Origin of the sequence: Bacillus sp. FSL K6-1006, assembly GCF_038593175.1 — a bacterium.
Taxonomy (GTDB): Bacteria; Bacillota; Bacilli; order Bacillales; family Bacillaceae; genus Bacillus; species Bacillus safensis.
Genome location: NZ_CP151970.1, coordinates 244,763 through 262,753 on the forward strand (window position 1 = coordinate 244,763; position 17,991 = coordinate 262,753).

General features: G+C 42.4%; 19 protein-coding genes. 8 read left to right on the plus strand and 11 right to left on the minus strand.

The genetic code is table 11. From position 1 onward, the window contains the following. Positions 1–19: 19 nt before the first annotated feature. Genes NSS65_RS01375 through NSS65_RS01385 form a run of 3 tightly spaced genes read right to left on the minus strand, consistent with a single transcriptional unit; the run spans position 20 to position 1,958 of the window. A complete protein-coding gene (locus tag NSS65_RS01375; RefSeq protein ID WP_065215390.1) occupies positions 20–1,138 on the minus strand; it encodes a PTS fructose transporter subunit IIC in 1,119 nt (372 codons plus the stop codon). Positions 1,139–1,173: 35 nt separating this feature from the next. After that, a complete protein-coding gene (locus tag NSS65_RS01380) occupies positions 1,174–1,503 on the minus strand; it encodes a fructose PTS transporter subunit IIB (protein WP_046313689.1) in 330 nt (109 codons plus the stop codon). Then, the gene (locus NSS65_RS01385) at positions 1,500–1,958 is read right to left on the minus strand and encodes a PTS sugar transporter subunit IIA (RefSeq protein ID WP_046313691.1); all 459 of its coding nucleotides are present in this window, start codon (positions 1,956–1,958) and stop codon (positions 1,500–1,502) included. The genes NSS65_RS01380 and NSS65_RS01385 overlap by 4 nt, the downstream gene beginning before the upstream one ends. Before the next feature lie 242 nt (positions 1,959–2,200). Here NSS65_RS01385 and NSS65_RS01390 point away from each other — a divergent pair, with 242 nt between their 5' ends. Together NSS65_RS01390 and NSS65_RS01395 are read left to right on the plus strand one after the other, a co-directional pair. After that, on the plus strand, positions 2,201–4,867 hold the full coding sequence (locus NSS65_RS01390) for a S8 family serine peptidase (RefSeq protein WP_342467335.1): 2,667 nt from the start codon (positions 2,201–2,203) through the stop codon (positions 4,865–4,867). Between the two features lie 107 nt (positions 4,868–4,974). Continuing rightward, positions 4,975–5,457 (plus strand): Ig-like domain-containing protein, encoded by a 483-nt coding sequence (locus NSS65_RS01395; protein ID WP_061110437.1) that lies wholly within the window; start codon positions 4,975–4,977, stop codon positions 5,455–5,457. 308 nt (positions 5,458–5,765) lie between these two features. Here NSS65_RS01395 and NSS65_RS01400 read toward each other — a convergent pair whose 3' ends face one another. The 3 genes from NSS65_RS01400 to mmuM form a co-directional block, all read right to left on the minus strand. Next, entirely contained in the window at positions 5,766–6,386 is a 621-nt protein-coding gene (locus NSS65_RS01400) for a hypothetical protein (protein ID WP_024427434.1), read from the minus strand. A gap of 112 nt (positions 6,387–6,498) precedes the next feature. Further along, positions 6,499–7,902: an S-methylmethionine permease gene (mmuP, locus tag NSS65_RS01405; RefSeq protein ID WP_024427433.1), complete on the minus strand. Its 1,404-nt coding sequence runs from the start codon at positions 7,900–7,902 to the stop codon at positions 6,499–6,501. 46 nt (positions 7,903–7,948) lie between these two features. Beyond that, positions 7,949–8,887, minus strand: a complete 939-nt coding sequence (gene mmuM / locus NSS65_RS01410; RefSeq protein WP_065215435.1) for a homocysteine S-methyltransferase — start codon at positions 8,885–8,887, stop codon at positions 7,949–7,951. Positions 8,888–9,223: 336 nt separating this feature from the next. Between mmuM and NSS65_RS01415 the strand changes: the two genes are divergently transcribed. From NSS65_RS01415 to NSS65_RS01430, 4 genes are all read left to right on the plus strand, one after another. Next, positions 9,224–10,054 (plus strand): YitT family protein, encoded by an 831-nt coding sequence (locus NSS65_RS01415; RefSeq protein ID WP_034283328.1) that lies wholly within the window; start codon positions 9,224–9,226, stop codon positions 10,052–10,054. A gap of 99 nt (positions 10,055–10,153) precedes the next feature. Then, positions 10,154–10,471, plus strand: coding sequence for a PadR family transcriptional regulator (locus NSS65_RS01420; protein WP_024424392.1), 318 nt, complete (start codon positions 10,154–10,156; stop codon positions 10,469–10,471). After that, on the plus strand, positions 10,464–11,051 hold the full coding sequence (locus NSS65_RS01425) for a DUF1700 domain-containing protein (protein ID WP_326134897.1): 588 nt from the start codon (positions 10,464–10,466) through the stop codon (positions 11,049–11,051). Before NSS65_RS01420 ends, NSS65_RS01425 begins: the two co-directional genes overlap by 8 nt. Continuing rightward, the gene (locus tag NSS65_RS01430; protein ID WP_183002034.1) at positions 11,048–11,218 is read left to right on the plus strand and encodes a hypothetical protein; all 171 of its coding nucleotides are present in this window, start codon (positions 11,048–11,050) and stop codon (positions 11,216–11,218) included. Before NSS65_RS01425 ends, NSS65_RS01430 begins: the two co-directional genes overlap by 4 nt. 584 nt (positions 11,219–11,802) lie before the next feature. On the opposite strand, the gene NSS65_RS01435 is transcribed toward NSS65_RS01430, so the two are convergent. The 3 genes from NSS65_RS01435 to NSS65_RS01445 form a co-directional block, all read right to left on the minus strand. Further along, the gene (locus NSS65_RS01435; protein ID WP_034283153.1) at positions 11,803–12,006 is read right to left on the minus strand and encodes a hypothetical protein; all 204 of its coding nucleotides are present in this window, start codon (positions 12,004–12,006) and stop codon (positions 11,803–11,805) included. A 16-nt stretch (positions 12,007–12,022) separates the two neighbouring features. After that, the gene (locus NSS65_RS01440) at positions 12,023–12,715 is read right to left on the minus strand and encodes a hypothetical protein (RefSeq protein WP_326134898.1); all 693 of its coding nucleotides are present in this window, start codon (positions 12,713–12,715) and stop codon (positions 12,023–12,025) included. A 657-nt stretch (positions 12,716–13,372) separates the two neighbouring features. Further along, a complete protein-coding gene (locus NSS65_RS01445; RefSeq protein WP_041116512.1) occupies positions 13,373–14,590 on the minus strand; it encodes a multidrug effflux MFS transporter in 1,218 nt (405 codons plus the stop codon). Between the two features lie 213 nt (positions 14,591–14,803). Between NSS65_RS01445 and NSS65_RS01450 the strand changes: the two genes are divergently transcribed. Continuing rightward, the gene (locus NSS65_RS01450) at positions 14,804–15,352 is read left to right on the plus strand and encodes a GNAT family N-acetyltransferase (protein WP_326134899.1); all 549 of its coding nucleotides are present in this window, start codon (positions 14,804–14,806) and stop codon (positions 15,350–15,352) included. Positions 15,353–15,399: 47 nt separating this feature from the next. Here NSS65_RS01450 and NSS65_RS01455 read toward each other — a convergent pair whose 3' ends face one another. Beyond that, positions 15,400–15,603 carry a hypothetical protein gene (locus tag NSS65_RS01455; protein ID WP_041116516.1) on the minus strand — a complete coding sequence of 68 codons (204 nt, stop codon included), beginning with the start codon at positions 15,601–15,603 and terminating at the stop codon, positions 15,400–15,402. Between the two features lie 111 nt (positions 15,604–15,714). On the opposite strand from NSS65_RS01455, the gene NSS65_RS01460 reads away from it, so the two are divergent. Further along, on the plus strand, positions 15,715–16,254 hold the full coding sequence (locus tag NSS65_RS01460) for a DUF402 domain-containing protein (RefSeq protein ID WP_342467336.1): 540 nt from the start codon (positions 15,715–15,717) through the stop codon (positions 16,252–16,254). Positions 16,255–16,293: 39 nt separating this feature from the next. On the opposite strand, the gene NSS65_RS01465 is transcribed toward NSS65_RS01460, so the two are convergent. Next, positions 16,294–17,907 carry a S8 family serine peptidase gene (locus NSS65_RS01465; protein ID WP_326134900.1) on the minus strand — a complete coding sequence of 538 codons (1,614 nt, stop codon included), beginning with the start codon at positions 17,905–17,907 and terminating at the stop codon, positions 16,294–16,296. Positions 17,908–17,991: the final 84 nt, after the last annotated feature.

Genomic DNA, 17,991 nt, shown 5'->3' on the forward strand with positions numbered 1-17,991 from the left:
ACACCTTTCTTCGTTCAAATTATCCTTCTAGCACAAGGTCAAAATCGTCTTCTTCTTTCTGCTTCTGATCATGTTCCGGCGTTTTTGGCTCTTTTTTCTCAGAGAAATTCACAAGCAGGTTGGCGCCAATACCGATGACAAGTGCGCCAGTAAGGGCTCCGATTAAATAAGCCCACCAGTTTCCGACTGAGAAGAAGCCGTATAGCCCGCCAATTGGCGGCATGATGTCATGAACTCCTAATAATGCAGCGACCCCGCTTCCAGCAGCACATGCGACAACATTGAGCGGAATCAATTTCAAAGGATTGACGAGGGTAAAAGGGATCGCCCCTTCCGTAATACCGATAATCCCCATGACAAGGCCGCCTCGTCCGGCTTCTCTAAAGGTTGGGGAGAAGTTGCGTTTTCGAATCAATGTCGCAAGCCCGTATCCAAGAGGTGGAATGACAATCGCAATATTGACGAGAATGGCAGGGAGGTAGACACCTGATAGGAAGAGGGCGTTACCAGCCATCCAAGCTGATTTATTCACCGGTCCGCCAAGATCGAAGCCAATCATCGCCCCTAAAATGAGAGCGAGCGCGAGTGTGCTTGTTCCATCAGCCACCATGCCTTTGATCCATTCAATTAATGCCGTGTTCAAAGCACCTAATGGTCCGCCCAGAAGAACTGACATAAGAAGTCCGGTTAAGCCAACGGTAATGAGCGGCAGGATGAGCAGAGGGACGAGCCCGGCTGCAGAGCCTTGAATTTGAATTTTTCTTTTCACAAAAAGAGCAACATATCCTGCGAAGAAGCCTGCAATGACGGCACCAATAAATCCAGCATTGGTTGAGCTGGCGAGGGCACCGCCGATAAAACCGGCTGCAAGGCCTGATTTATCCGCTATGGAATAGGCGATAAATCCAGCAAGCAGGACGTTCATTAAGCCAATACCTGTCCAGCCGACCTGCTCCATTAAATAGGCGCCGTGCAGTATGCCGCCAGCATCCTTATAGGGGTTTAAATCTGAAACACCAAACCCTAATCCGACCAGTTTTGCTAAACCAACGATTAGTGAGGCGCCGATGATTACAGGAAGAATATAAGAAATACCGGTCATAAGATGGCCTTCAATGACTTTTAATTTTGCTTTCATTTTCTTTGCTCCTTTCTATATGGCATTGCTCATGTTTATTGAGATTCAGACTTTTTCTTTTCAACAAGTTCTACAGCTTTGGTGATAATTTGCTCGGCATTTTTTAAGGCACGTCCGATCTCGACACGTACAGTGGGAATGCCTGAGAAGCGTTCCGCATCGTTGATATGCTGATTTGAGGCAATGATGCAGAGGTCTGCCTTCTGCGCTTCCTCTGCTGTAATGCCGTTCACCTGTCCCATAATCCCTTGCTGTTCGATTTTGATCTCGTGTCCGAGCTGTTTACCTGCATTTTCTAACGCTTTGGCTGCCATTGGAGTATGAGCTAACCCTGCTGGACATGAAGTGACACCGACAATTTTCATTGTGTAATCCCCTCTTTCAATTGTTGTTCAATGACGTCGTAATAGTAATCAGCTGTTTGACCTGGTTGAATCTTCTCGATAAAAGCAGGTTCCATTAGACTGGTCGCAATACCTGACAGTAATTTCAGATGTGTGACATTTGCTTCTTCTAGTGGAACGAGCAGTGTAAATAAATAGCTTGTGGGCAAATCGTCGAAGCTTCCCCATTCAATGGGTTGTTCAAGTTCTAAAAAAAGAAGTGAAGCCGTTTGTACAGCGGAGCTTTTTGTATGTGGAATGGCGAAGCCTTGCTGAAGTCCTGTTGAGACTTCGTCTTCGCGTGTCAACAAATCTGCTAATAGCCCCGCCTGATTGTTTGTAATCTGAAGGTCTTCAGCTTTCTCGGAAATGTATTGTAAAATCTCATTCTTTGATCGTCCGTTTACTTGTGTGAAAACATGATCTTTTTGGAACAAGCTGATCCCTTCTCTCTTGTTTGTTAAGCGCTTACAAGTTGATTGTAATGTACTTTTCCGCATGGTTAAATAGCATCATTTTCCGTTTGAAATGGCAAAAAGTTTATGAAGCTATCCGTCTTGCTGACTGAATATCTCAAATCCTAGCTTAAAACGAGTTTAATTATGTAAAAAACAGATTCTACTAAATGTATTTCTGTGATATTCTTCCAAGGTATCATAAAAGATAAGGGGGTCTTTTCATGTTCAAAAAGCAGGTCAAATCCTGTGTGATCGTACTCATGGCCATCATTCTATGTATGGCAGCATTACCTGGATACGAGGCAGCAGCTGCCACTCATGGAACAAGTGTCAATGAAGCCATTGGGTTAAAAAATGGTGAAGTCATCTCAGGTACATTACAGAATGAAAAGGAAGAGTCGTGGTATCAAATCACGCCATCTGCACAAGAGGTGGCAAAACATACCCACATGCAAATTTCTGTGAAAAGTAAACAAGTGCTGTCCGTATCGGTCTATCCAAGTAAGGACAGAGCGATGAAGGATGACACATATTCAAGATATCGCGTGGACACAGCAAGCGGAGAGACAGAGATCAACTTCCCGCATGCATGGTCAGGTCCCTATTATGTCAAAGTGCTCTACTTAGGGTCGGAGGAAGACAGCCGTGATGAGGAAGAGGATGCGGCATATACAATCGGATATAAAGGAGCTAACCTTCCGCCTTCTGAACCTGTTTTTCCTGAAGAAGATGAGCCTGAAATCATCATTATTGAGAAAAAATACGGGCGTGAAATTCTTCAATCGATTCGTACAATTGAAGATAAACGATTCAATGAAACGGCAGAAGGTCAAAAGCTTTCACGTCTGCTCCAAAAGACAAAGCCGTTTCTCAAATCAAAGCTCATCAAACATCAAAAAGAGCAGCAAAAGGTATACAACCATCTGCTCACATTAAAAACACTGCTAAGTGACGTAGAGAAAAATGGTGCATTTAGTGGTCATATCGTAACAGAAAAAGAACAACAGGCGATCGGGTCCCTTTTTGATATGCTCAAAGAAGCAAGTCCGGCATATTTAAAAAAGGAATTAGAAGCCGTCAGTCAAAAAATGGGCATCGATCAGCTTGAAGGAAAGTCAGTTGGTTATGTATTAGAGAAACAAAAGCTTGTAAAAGAAGAGAAGGTTAAAACGAATAAGATCATTTTTAAATTAAAGGATGGCCAAACACTTCAATCTGCGAAAAAGAAAATGAAAAGCTACGGCATCCAAGAAAACCGTGTGACCTCACAGTCAGTTAGTCCTTTATTCAAAGGAATGTATGTCTATGATGTGCCAGCCGGGCAAGAATCAGCTGGAAAGACACTAAAAGCAGGCAAAGCGGTCATCAAAAGCACGGCAAGAAAGCTCTCCAGCATGCCAAATGTTGAATTTGCAGAGCCTGTTCAAACCTATCGTGCGCTAAGCAGCGACGCGCAGTATGGTTATCAGTGGCCGCTGAAAAACAGTGCGCAAAACAGCGGGAAAAAAGGCGCTGACGTCAAATTTGAACAAATGAATACACTGATTGGCACAAGCAAAATGAAGCAGACATTAATTGCTGTTGTGGATACAGGTGTAGACAGCCGTTTGACAGATTTAAGCGGGACTGTTCGTACAGACTTAGGTGCGAATCTCATTGGACGAAACAAAGATGCGATTGACGACAATGGACACGGTACGCATGTGGCAGGCATCATTGCCGCAAAATCCGATAATCATTACTCAATGGCAGGCCTTAACCAACATACCGGCATCATTCCGGTGAAGGTGCTGGATGCCTATGGCTTTGGCGATACAGAGCATATTGCACTTGGGATCAAACATGCAGTGGACAAAGGCGCAAAGGTGATCAACATGAGCCTTGGCGGCTATTACAGCAGAGTGATTGAATATGCAATGAATTATGCTGCACAAAGAAATGTACTAGTGGTCGTGGCAAGTGGAAATGATGGCGTACCAGAAATGGGCTACCCTGCGACGTCAAAATACGCAATGGCGGTTGGCGCAAGCAACCGTATGGATATTGCCGCTGAGTTTTCAAGCTATGGCAAAGGACTGAGCATGTCAGCACCAGGGTCGGATATTCCGAGCCTCATGCCTGATGGGAATGTCTCATACCTGAGCGGGACATCAATGGCGACACCATATGTGGCAGCAGCAGCAGGGTTACTGCTTTCTAAAAATCCATCTTTAAAGCCAAATCAAGTGAGAAATCTTTTGCAAAGTACAGCAGATGACATCTCATTTAAATCGATTGATGGAAAAGACGACGTTTTCTATGATGAAAACGAGGAGCCAATTGTCGATCCGAAAATCCCAGGAATTGATTGGATGACAGGACATGGCAGACTGAATGCATTTGCTGCATTAAGTGCTGTCGAATTAAATGCATCAGTGAACAAAGTGGAAGATCAGCATCAAAAGGTGACAGGTAAAGCAAAAGCCGGCGCTGCTATTTCTGTGTATAGAGGCAAAACCCTGCTAGGAAAAGGCACAGCAGGCAAAAAAGGAACCTTTAGTGTGAAGATTAAGCATCAGAACAAAAACAAGGTCCTTCACATTAAAATGTCAAAAGGAAAGGCCGCTACGACGCTCAAAACCGTCGTGAAAAAAGGCAAAGCACCAGCTAAACCGAAAGTGAGCAAAGTAACCATTAAAAGTAAAGCGGTCAAAGGGACTGCGGGTGCAGGCTTGACCATTAAAGTGAAAAACAAATCAAAGAAAGTCATTAAAACAGTCAAAACCAATAGCAAGGGCGCATTTACTGCCCAAATCAAGCCGCAAAAAGCCAAAACAGTTTTGTATGTGACCGCATCAGATGTGAGAAAAAGAGAAAGCAAAGCGGTAAAAGTGGTTGTGAAAAAATAAAAAAAGGACTTCCCTTTCTAAAAAAAGGGAGGTTTTTTGTTTTTAACTGGAAAAATACCAATTAATGTCGATAGTAATATAGTAGGAAAAAAAAGGAGGATTTATCGATGAAAAAAATCATGTTTGCTTTCTTTCTATCATTGCTTCTCGTATTCCCAAGCTTTGCACATGCTGAAGAAACAGGTGCAGTACCAGCATCCGTTCAAGTAACAAGTGTCACAGCAGCCGATAGTGGAATAGTGAATTACGGCTATGGCAGTAAATATCGCGTGGGTTCTTATTATCCAGCTACGTTTAAAGGGACACTCAAAGATGCAAGCGGAAACCTCATGCCTAATCAGCCGATCAAGCTTTATTTTGAAGCAGCCATCAAATCATATGCTCAAACAGCGACAGGCACAACAGACGAGAATGGACAGTTTTCACTGACGTTTCAAGTTCCTGCAGGTGCAGGCTACCAATCATACAATAATGCAGGCTGGTCAACACATTACTACGATATCGTTCCAGTGACGTTCACGTCAAACGACATCAAACTATCTTCAAATGTCACAAGTGTGTACCATTTGGCATATACATCACGTTATTAATCTCATAGAAAAAAAGGATGTCATCAGGTGACATCCTTTTCTTTTTGTTAGCAAACCTGCTGGGCGGCAACCGAAAGAGTCGATAAACAAACACTCATCAGCCGTTATTCCCAGATTCGATCGAGCATTTAACTTTTAACCTTGAGCTTTGATAGATAAGAACTTTCACACTTGAACTTTGATCCTTGAACATTCAGCTTTGAGCTTTTATCAAGGATCATCCTAAGATGATCATCAGATGAGGAGGGAATGACCTTTCCCTCGAAGGTGTTTAGTCCTATCGATTTTCGGCTCACTAACAAAATCAATTAATCAATCTGTATTTTCGTTAGTGTATTGCTTTCAGACAAGGAAAAATCAACTTCCATTTGGAAATCTTCAATTTCTTTCGAAAGCTGTTCAATTTTCACTCGAAGGCGAAGCGGATCGATAATCACCGCCTCATTTTCAGCTAGAAAAGACTTCACGATCTCTTGGTTGGCAGCCGCTTGTGTCTTTCCATCTTTCCCAAACAAGGTTTCTAAATGCTGATCAAGTCTCATTTTCACATCTTCATTCGTTTGTTCAGCTTTGTCGACCAGCTCTTTGTACACCTGTTTCATTTTCCGTAAATAACGAATATCGTAGTCTATCGACGTCTTTCGTTCAATCGCTTCTGCCACCGTCATACGGACACCCGCCACATCAATCATTGTGGTTGCATTTGATACAACGATGGCTGATTTGATGGCATTCCGGCGTTTGATTAAAGCTCGAATCGATTGATCATCAGCCTTCGCCTTTTTTTCAATCTCTTCTTGATTCTGAAATCCGTGCTGTATATGTTTCCCGATCATCAATCCACCGAGTACGGCTTCATCAACGGTTCGGTTGATTCTTTTATCTAACATTTTCAGTTCACTTAATGCTCTTGTAATGGTCATTTCCATATTCACGACAACTCCCTTGGTTCATCCTGAAATCATAGATTCCTATCATATACCAAAGTGTGCTTCTTTTACTAGCGATATCCTTTTTTGTCAGATGAAAAAACCCTGATGTTTATACACCAGGTTTTTCTCGCTTTTTCTGAATCCAAGCTGTCACGTAATAGGCAGCATAGCAGAGCGCAATGAAAGGAATGCCGCAGATGAGGGCAATCCGCTGATTTGGATCAAAGGCAATACCGATGACAGATGCAAGACATAGGAGGAAGGCTGCAATCGGAACTACTGGATAGAGCGGTGTTCGAAAGGATAAATCATGAAGCTGTCCGCCTTCCTGTAAAAATCTTTTCCGAAACATAAATTGTGAGGCAGCAATCCCCATCCATACGACCACAACGGCCAGTCCAGAGATTGACACAAGGACAAGGTATACCGTTTCTGGTGCGATCACGCTCGATAGCAAAGAAAGAATCCCACCGATCATACTTAAAATGAGTGCATTCAAAGGAATGCCTTTTGACGTCAGCTTCGCTAGTTTTTTAGGAAGTGTCCGTTCCTCAGAAAGCGACCAAAGCATACGAGATGATGCGTATAATCCTGAGTTTGCGGCAGATAAGATCGCGGTCAGGATGACAAAATTCATGAAATCTGCGGCATAAGGAATCCCGATACGATCAAATACCACGACAAATGGGCTTTTGATCACCCCGGCTTCTTCTACTGGAATCAAGCCAGCCAACACAACGATCGTTCCAACGAAAAACAGGACGAGACGCAGGACGGTTGTGCGAATGGCTCTTGGAATGGTCTCGTCAGGATTGACGCTTTCACCCGCAGCAATCCCAATCAACTCCGTACCTGAAAAAGCAAAATTGACCGCAAGCATCGTCATTAAAATCGGTAAAAAGCCGTTTGGGAAAAGTCCGCCTTCGCCAGTGAAATTAGAAAAGAACGGAGCGGCCTCACCGCCCTTTAGTGGGATCAAACCAAACATGGCAGCTCCACCAAGAATAATAAAGAGAATAATAGCCATCACTTTAATACTGGAAAACCAAAACTCTGATTCTGCAAAAAACTTGACTGTAAATGCATTCAGTAAAAAGATGAGAAGAGCAAAAACACCACTCCACATCCAAACTGAAGTGTCTGGAAACCAGCGCTGCATTAATAGTCCTGCGGCTGTAAATTCCGAACCGAGTGCCACTGTCCATGTCAGCCAGTATAGCCAAGCAACCGTATAGCCTGTACCAGGTCCAATGTATTTTGTTGCATACGTATGAAAAGCCCCTGTGACCGGCATTGCGACAGACAGCTCACCTAAACAAAGCATCACGAGGTAGACAATTAAAGCCCCGACAAGATAGGCAAGAATGGTCCCCGCAGGTCCGGCCTGATTGATGGTATACCCAGAGCTTAAAAAGAGCCCTGTTCCAATGACGCCGCCTAGAGAAAGCATGAACAGGTGCCGGCTCGTCATTTTTCGTTGATATTGTTGTGACTGATCTTTTGCTTGTTCCATGTCTTCCCGCCCTTTTGCTTAGAAGTATGTGTGATGATTCATGATGCTACGATGTGGTTCGTTTTAAGATGTCATTGATATCTTCTGGGGTCGTCCGGCAGCAGCCGCCGATGATATGCGCGCCGTCTTTGTACCATTGATGCGCACATTCCCCAAAAGTAAGATGAGACGTATCTCCGTTCCATACTTTTTCTTCAGGATCATATATTTCACCTGAGTTTGGATATACCACAATCGGTTTGCTCGTTCCCTTTTTCATTTCTTGAATAAGAGAAGTAATAAATTGCGGCGGCGTACAGTTCACGCCGACGGCAGCGATTTGTTCATAAGGCTCAAGCGCCTGTACACATTCTCGAATGGAATCACCTTCACTAATGTGCAGGCCATCCTTTGCGCTGAATGTGATCCAAGCAGATACACCGCTGAATTCATCCTGCAGCAGCTTTGCAATGGCAGTTGCTTCAATCAGACAAGGAATCGTTTCGCATGCAAGAATATCTGCACCCGCTTCTACTAATGCCTGAATTCTTGGTCTGTGAAAATCAATAAGAGCCTGCTCTGAGAGTCCATAATTTCCTTTATATTCTGAACCATCAGATAAATAAGCGCCGAATGGCCCCACAGATCCAGCAACAAATGGTTTTGTCCGTCCTTCACGACGCGCTTCATCCTGCCAAAAAAGATCGCGTGCCTCTTTCGCAAGAGTGACAGAGCGTTTCATGAGTTCAATCGCTTCTTCTTTTGTATAGCCTTTTTCAGCAAAGCCTTCAATCGTTGTTTGGTAGCTGGCGGTTGTTGCGCAGTCAGCACCTGCTTTGAAGTAGTCTAAGTGTACTTGCTGAATCAATTGTGGCTGTTCAATAAGTATTTTGGCTGACCATAAACGATCGTTTAAGTTACAGCCCTTTCGTTCAAGCTCTGTTGCTAATGCACCGTCTAAAATCAAAGGTGCGTGAGCCTGTAAACGGCTTTGAATAGGATTCATCGGAATCAAACAGCCTCCTTTTTAGATCGGAAATGATGGATATGATATGAGGCAGTAGTTTAAATGACTAAAGTGTTTTTGTCAAGGAGAGGAAAAAGCATCATAGGGCGGAAAAACCCTGAAAACATGCGGGTTTTGATGCATAAAAATGCAGTCAAAATAATAGAAAACCAAGTCATTGACAGCCTCTGAAAAGAGATATATATTATGGAAAGATTGATTTCAGAAAGCTTCATCAAAAGGCGCCGTCTTTTGATTTTTATGTTGTCCAACGACTGTCTTCTTTCGTGCAGAAAGAGGGTTTTTTATATGCTTAAAAAAGGAGGAAAGAAGAAATTGAAAAAATGTGTAAAAGATATAGCGATGATTCTAGTTGGTTCTTTTTTATTTGCCGCAGCAGTGAACATGTTTGTCATTCCGCTTGAATTTGGTGAAGGCGGCGTCACGGGGCTGTCCATTATTTTTTATTATTTGTTTGAGATTGCACCGTGGCTGACGAACCTCGTGTTTAATGCCATCTTACTGCTTGTCGGCTATAAGTATTTAGACAAGAAGACCACGATTTATACTGTGGTTGCCGTCGCAAGTAACTCTCTATTTTTGCACCTGACCACAACATGGGTCGTGAATGTTCATGAATTGATCATTGGAGCGATTTTTGCAGGAATTATCATCGGAATTGGGATTGGTCTTGTGCTCAGAGCAGGTGGAACAACGGCGGGTTCTGCCATTCTCGGAAGAATTGCCAACAAGTATTTAGACTGGAACGTGAGCTATGCCATCTTGTTCTTTGATCTGATCGTTGTATTTGCTTCCTATTTTATTATTGGTGCGGAAAAATTAATGTTTACCATTGTGATGCTGTACGTGGCGACAAAGGTGATGGACTTCGTGATAGAAGGACTTAACACGAAAAAGGCAGTGACGATTATTTCTTCATGCAAAGATGATATTGCGGAAGAAATCAATCACACCTTAGATCGAGGCGTAACGATTTTAAACGGACGCGGTCATTATTCAAAGGAATCGAAGGAAATTCTTTACGCGGTCATTCAAAAGCAGGAGCTCATGCGCCTTAAGAAAATTATTAAGAAAATAGATCGAGACGCATTCGTTGTTGTCCATGACGTACGCGATGTGTTCGGAGAAGGATTTGTGAATATATAAAAATGAAAAGACCCTAAAAAGGGTCTTTTTTTTATTCTCCATACCTCTTGTCACACAATACTATGTAATGTATAGTATAAATAGTTAGGGGTTGTAAACATGAATGCACAATTAAAAAAAGGATTACTGGAATTTTGTGTACTGGCGGTATTAAAGAAAGGCGATTCCTATGGTTATCAAATCATTAAAGATATGTCCCATTGTATTGAGATTTCAGAATCGACATTATATCCGATTTTAAAACGTTTAGAGCAAAACAATTATGTGGAGACCTATTCCCAGGAACATAACAGTCGATTAAGAAAATACTACCGCATGACAGAAAGCGGGCGGGAGCATATGGCGCAGTTTTTAGAGGAATGGGATCAGGTGATGGCGATTTACGACTTTATTTCTGGAGGACAGGGCAATGAATAAAAAAGAATTTTTGAGCAGCCTAAAGAAGCATCTGCATCTTCTAGGCGAAAAAGACAGTGATCGGTTTATCGAATACTACGATGAAATGATTGAGGATTATCAGGAAGATGGCTATAGTGAACAGGAAGCGGTTCAGCAAGTCGGACAGCCTGCTATGATCGCTGAAGGGATTATGAAGGAACAAGGTATAAAAACCGTTCAGGTGCCGACGTTTGGAGAAAAAGCCACAAGACTCTCCATTCTCATTTTAGGCTTTCCGTTATGGGGCAGTATTCTAGCAACAGTCTTCCTGCTGATTCTTTCTGTGTATATGGTGATTTGGTGCATTCCACTCGTGACAGGTGCATTGACGCTTACTGGTCTGCTCGGCGGTTTTTGGAGCATCATTGGTTCTCCATTTATTTTTCAGGACGGTTTGCATGTGGTGGTGACGCAGGTTGGCGTTGGTATTCTTCTATTAGGTATCGGATTATTAAGCGGCATAGCCACGGCGTATTTGACAAAGCTATTTGTGCAAATGACTATTCAAACAACTAAGGCATTCATGGGAATGTTTAAAAAGAAGGTCGTGAGAGTATGAACGTGAATGATTTAAAAAAGCAATGCATCAAATGGGGGATCATCTTCACCGTTGCCGGAGGAATTGTCATGACAATTGGTTTTGGACTATCAGGCTTTGATTTAGATGCATATTACAACAATGACGAGAGTAACGTGTTCCGCACCATCAATTGGAGCAAGCCATAATAAATGAAAAAACCCGCTTATGCGGGTCTCAGCGTGTAGACAAACCCCGGCAAGATTGCCAATGCATATAAGGTGAACAAATCTGTGTTCATGATGGATCTTGTAAAGTGAAATTATAGAATATGAAGATAACAAAAAAGAGCTTGCATAAGCTCTTTTTTATTTTGCCTTCTTAATAATTTTATTTTTTTTAGAAAGTGCAACAAGAGCTGCTGCCTGTTTTTTGGTCATGTATTTTTCGGTTTGTCTGGCCATTGTCTTCAATCCTCTCTTTAGATGTTTCTTGTTACTCATCCTTTTCAAATATTCTTTGTTCCCTCTATCTTGGACAGTATGCTTTAATATGACCATTTGACCCAGTGAACATGATATAAGAAAGCAAAAAACTTTAAAAGAGAAGGGGGAGGTAGGATAATGTGTTACCGTTGAATGATCCCTCTGGTGTCTTTTTTATTGTAAAAATGTTATTGAAATACAGGTCCCTGTACAATACCTGAATTCAATTGAAACTAAACAGCCAGACATCGAAAGATTTTCGACAACTGGCTGTTTTTATAAAGGTATATTTATCCCTTAGAGAGGATTTACTTTTTATCACTTAAGTGATTCAAACGTTTTCGAAGAACTAGGGATGAGACAGTGAAAACTGTGAATGCGCCAGCTGAACCAGCAGCAAACATCAGCACAAAGTTTTCGTTTGGGTCTTTGAATAACAAAGAGACCGAGAGAACTAAAGCCGCACCACTAATTCCTAATCCTAATATTGACATCGCTAATAATTTATTCATAGAAACACCCTCAGACTCATAATTTGAAACAAGCAACTACTGCACCCATCCCACCAGCTCCAAGAACTGCATATGCGCCAATACATGCTGCACATATTGGAGCAGTAACCGGCGTTGGAGCTGCACATGAACCAGCACAACCAACCGCAATTAAATAAGCCGCACCACTACCAATTCCAAGCACTGATGCAATGCAAGCTGCTTTTGCTTTTACGCCCTGTGTTTGAATTTCAGGAGGATTTTCTGCAAGTAATTCTTCATCTGACATATAAGATAGCTCAGTATCAACTGACTTTACAAGAGAACCATCCACATAAGTCTCAACCTTGAAATTACCCTTATCATTCTTTGTCACCAACATTTCATTTGCCTGTAAGACGGTATGATCCTCATCAATGAAAAGAGTGATATTACTAGGAAGGCTATAATCTCCATTTATAGGAACTGTAACAGCTGTAACTCCACCACCCACTTTATAAACACTGGATTTTTTCAATCCGTATGTATCTACAGGTGCTATAGCTTTAACTTCCCCGTTCTCTATAGTATCAAGCGCTATATTGACCATTTCAGTGGCAGCATCTCCCTTGATTGGAACAATTGAAGAATCACCTTCTTTCGCAGAAATCCCTGCAGTTGAAGAAAAACTAAAACAAATCAGGGAAAAAATCAATATTAATTGCAAGAATGATTTTTTCTTCTTAGACATAAAAATTGCCTCCTATTTATATTTTTGTTGCATTTAACTATTTATATGTAAATATTATATTTACCTTCCTTATTTGGTATTTTTGCAAAAATGAGTAATAACACCTAATTATTGTCCGTACAATCGACATTATTAATAGTATTTGCTTTTAAGAGAATAATTCTAAATCACTAGTAAAAGGTGTAGAGGTTACAAAAATTATGTGGGGAATATAATTTGTAATGATTCAGAAGAGTTGTGGAAAGAGAAAGAGCGATGTAAAAAAAGACATATTTATGAAGTACTTAGACATGTTAGGGTGTATCGATAAATACCATGATATTTCTTTAAAGAGAAGTAAAAGGAGACTTTTAAACTTCACAGCTGCAAAATGGAGATCAAAACTCGCTATATTCTTTCTTCAGACGCAATTTTAAATTGAGACCTAAATTAGCGAGATAGCTATTGATTTGCCAGTAGAAACTCAGTATCCGTATATGATATATAGTGTTTCGCATTCTTTGTCAGTTCTGCGCTCCGGTGCTCACGAATGTCAAATTCGCTCCGCTCCGATGCTTGTCCTTCCTAGGGCTGCAAAGGTTTTCTATCACGCTGAAAAGAAGACAAAGAGCTAAAATCAAGATCATTTTAGCCCTTTGTCAACAGTCTGAAACCCGCTTATGCGGGTCTTTTTTTCGCTCGGGCCACAAAGAAGAAATAACAGCAAAGTGCGCCTAGATCACAAAGCATAATGATCAGACCCATTGGAAAGGCTGTTTGGCTTCCGGCTAGTCCGACAAGAGGTGTCATGCAGGCGCCTAGCAGCATTTGCGCCACACCGATCAGTGCAGCTGCACTTCCTGCATGCGCTCCGTGATGCTGCATCGCAAGAGACGGGGCAGAGGTGCCGACAATTCCAACGCTTGAGACAACAAAAAACAGCGGAATCAGAATACCGTACAATCCTGCATCAATTGAGATCATGAAAAATAAAGTGACTCCCCCTAATGCAGCTGTCAGCAATCCAATGCGAAGGACTTTCTCTTCACCAATTTTCGCAGCAACTCGGGCAAATACTTGTCCAGCCGTGATGATCCCAAGACTATTTACCGCAAAGGCCGCACTAAATCCTTGTGGAGAAAGGTTGAAAATATCTTGAAGCACAAACGGTGAACCAGAAATATAGGCAAACATCGCTGCGAAGACTAGACCTTGTGATAGGGCATATCCAACAAAGAGACGATCGCTCGCTAGAATTTTCATCGCACCTAGGATCTGTTTGAAGCCCCCAGTCTGTCTGCGTTCCGCAGGTAAGCTTTCTTTCAATGAAAACATTGATCTTAGGAGCATTAGCGCTCCGAGGATTCCTAGAAGAACAAACACACCCTGCCACGTCGTGAACCGTAACATTTGTCCGCCCACGATAGGTGCCGCTGCCGGAGCAACCCCATTGACTAACATCAGCAATGCAAAGAATTTCGTCATTTCTGATCCTTCATAATGATCTCGTACGATGGCTCTTGCAATGACAATGCCTGCTGATCCAGCAAGTCCTTGAATCAATCTAAGAAGAATGAACGTCCAAATCGATGTGACCACTGTACAAAGAAGGGATGCCGCAATAAAGATGGTCAAGCCAATCATCAGCGGTTTTCTTCTGCCGATCGTATCGCTGATCGGGCCTGCAATCAGCTGGCCAAGCGCCAGTCCAATGAGACAAGCCATCAGACTTAATTGAGACAACGCCGTGCTTGCTTCAAAGTCACGGGCGATATTAGGTAAAGCAGGTAAATACATATCCATTGCCAGCGGAGCAAGGGCGGTTAAAGATCCGAGCAATGCGGCAAGGAGAAATCGATTTTTTTTCGATTCTTGGGGATAAGATAAAGAACTCATATGATGACAACACTCCTCGTATACTTCCTCAACACAGCATAATGAATCAAGCGTTCCTTTTCAATGAAAATTTTTCAAAGATGATTTCGTGCAAAATGATTGATCTTTCGAATGAGACTCTTTACATTGAATGAGTAGAGAAAAGAGTAAGGTGATCGCATGCAGTGATTGCATGATACGTATATCCACTAATAGAGAGCAGGAGGTGCTGACATGAAGCAGCAAGAGCTGATCATTCGTCAAGCAGTCAAAGAAGATCATGAGGCTATCACACGCGTGCTGATCAAATCCTATGCACAGTATGAACCTCAATTTACAGAGGAAGGCTGGCAAAATTATTCTGCCGCGCTTGCAGCAGCTGTAGATAATCCGAACATGGAGCTGATGCTTGTGGCGGAGCTTGGCGGCAAAGTCGTAGGGACGCTTCAAATGTTCCGCTCATCAGAGCAAGCGTATGATAAACCCGAAATGGGCATTACATCAGCCATCGTCCGGTTTTTAGGAGTAGATCCCGATGTGAGGGGAAAAGGCATTGCAGAGTCATTGCTGCGTAAAAGTATTGAACTGACGCAATCATGGGGCGAAAATGTCCTGTATCTTCATACATCTGATAAAATGCAGGCCGCCATTCGCTTATATGAACGAATGGGCTTTGAGCGTGCGCTTGATAAAGAATTTGTGAACCAAAATGGGACACATGTCAAGAGCTATCAATATGTGATCAAGAAAGAACAGCCGGCAGGTTCATCAAATCACACGTAATAAAAGGAAGAGCAAGTCCTGCACGGGCAGCTCTTCCTTTTTTCAATTTACGCCCACAGTGCCAGCGCCCAATATGATACCCCCCAGGATATTAAACCGAACATGACAAAGAATTTTAACATGCGCTCATAAGGAGACAGCTTTCGTTCTCTCTTCGTTTTCACCAGCTGCCAATAAAGGACATAGCCGCAAATCATGAGGATGATTTGTCCAAGCTGTGTAAAGTTTTCAAGAATCGTGATTCCGTTCATTTCTTTCACCTCATCATAGGTCTTCCATAAGTAAATACGGCAATCCTTTATTTCTTCAGAAAAAATCGGTGTATACTGGAAAGAAACGAGATGTTTAGAGGGAGTTGTGACATGTTGTTTTCGCTGCATGCGGGTCGTTGGGTTGAAGTCATCGAGAGAAAAATCAAATACGATCAGAAAGTTGTGGAACATACCTGTCAGCTGTTAGATGCACAGGGACAGCAGGCTGTGCTGTTTCACAAGATTGAAGACCCATTTACGATGAGGGCAGGTGCTGGTTTTCTGACCATTCCAAAAGGGAGCTATACGACCGCCTATTATTGGAAGGATCGTCCTTATAACATATATTTCTGGAGAGATGATCAAGGAAAGGAACTAGGATCTTATTTGAATATGGTGGGAGATACACAGTTCAACGGGCAGCTGGTCATGTTTGAAGACCTCATTATTGATCTTCTCGTTCTTCCGAATGGTGATGTCTTTGTGCTGGATGAAGATGAATTGCCGGAGAGTTTAACGGATTTTGAGAACGGCGCAGTACGGCGGGCATTAGAAGGCGTGACGGCTTCGTTAGAAAGCATTCTCGATCAAGTGAGGGCAGATGCCGAAGGGAAATATCATCACAGCTTGTTTGAGCCAATGTTGAAATAGAAAAAAACGATTCCTCGATGAAAGGAATCGTTTTTTCTGTTAAACCTTAATACGGTTTAATCGTTTTTGTAAATTGGTTTTTGTTTTGGAGGCTTTTAGCTGTTTGACAGCGCTTTGAGCCGTTGCTTTTGTTTTCTTTGTTCGTTTGGCTTCTGCTTTTTTGACCTTTTGTTTAGCATCTGTCACTTTCTTTTGATAAGCGACTTGTTTTTTGACTTTGTCAAGCCGGTTTTGCAGGCTTGTTTTTTCTTTGCCTTTGTTTAGTTTTTTGATGGCCGTTTGAGCACTTTTAATAGCGCTCTGTGTTTTGTTCTTTTCGGCTGCTTTGACCTTTGCACGTGCCGATCGGATATCAATGGCTGCTTGGACTTTCTTCACCCGTTCTGTGAGTGCTGTTTTTTGCTTGCTTGCAGTGAGCCGGCCAATTCTCGTTTTGGCTTGATTGACATCTGCCTGCTTTTTAGATGTTTCGGCTTTTTTGACAGCACTTGCCGCAGCCTTTAAAAAGGTGGATTGCGTCACATATTGCACGCGGCCATAGCCGAATTGCGGATCCTTCCCTTTTGCACCAAGATCCACTGTATAGCTGCGCAATAAAGTGCGAAGCTGTGCATTTGTTTTCTTCGGATGAAGCTGCTTTAACAGTGCCAGCATTCCTGTGACATGCGGTGCAGCTTGTGATGTCCCCGTTGCATACCAATATTCATTTTTTAAATAAGTGCTGATGACGTTCTCGCCAGGGGCAGAAAATTCAATCCCTTTCCCTGTATTCGAGATAGACGCAAGTTTGTCTTTGTCAGTCGTTGCAGATACGGCAATGACACTATTGTAAGCGGCAGGGTAGCTAATATGATTCTTTTTTCCATCATTTCCGCTTGCAGCAACCACGAGCAGTCCTTTTTTATAGGCTTCATCTACTGCTGAACGCAAGATGGGGATATTGTCTTCAAAGCCTAAACTTAAATTAATAATGTCCATCTTGTTGGTAATCGCCCAATCGATGCCTCGAAGCAGACTATACAGGTCGCCTTCTCCCTTTTTATCTAACACTTTCACAGCATACAGCTTCACACCAGAAGCAACGCCGACTGTTCCATAATCGTTATTAAGCGCACCAATCGTGCCGGCGACATGTGTGCCATGTCCTTCATCATCTTTATAAGAGGATGTGTAGTTCACGAATGATTTACCGCCGGATACCTTTAAATCCTCGTGTGAGAAAATGCCAGTATCTAAAACGGCTACTTTTACATTTTTACCAGTGACGCCTTCTTTTATTGCTTGCTTGATATTTAGTTTTTGCAGATTGTAAGATTTTTGTACCAATGCATCCTGATTAGTAGCAGCGGCTGTTTTCTTCACAGTAGAAGCCGCGAGTTTAACCTTTACGTTTTTTGAGACGTAAGCGATGTTTGGGTCTTTTTTGAGTGAGGTGACCGCTTGTTCATCTGCTGTCACAGCGACAGCGGGAAGATGTATGTACTGTGCGTTCACTTTCTCACTTTCCTCAATCGCTGTTTGTTTTCCTTTTTGATTTTTATAGACGATGATGACATCTGTTTCTTTTGGCGGTGCAGCTGCCTGCGAATGGAAGGGCAAAGCAGTTGTCAACGCAAGAAGAAACGCAATGACGATAAGTAATTTCCTTTTCAATGCGTGGCTCCTCTCATCCGATGATCTCGGTCTTTTTTTCTCTATTATATCGGAGAAAGCAGAGGGATGGGATAGTAGAATTGT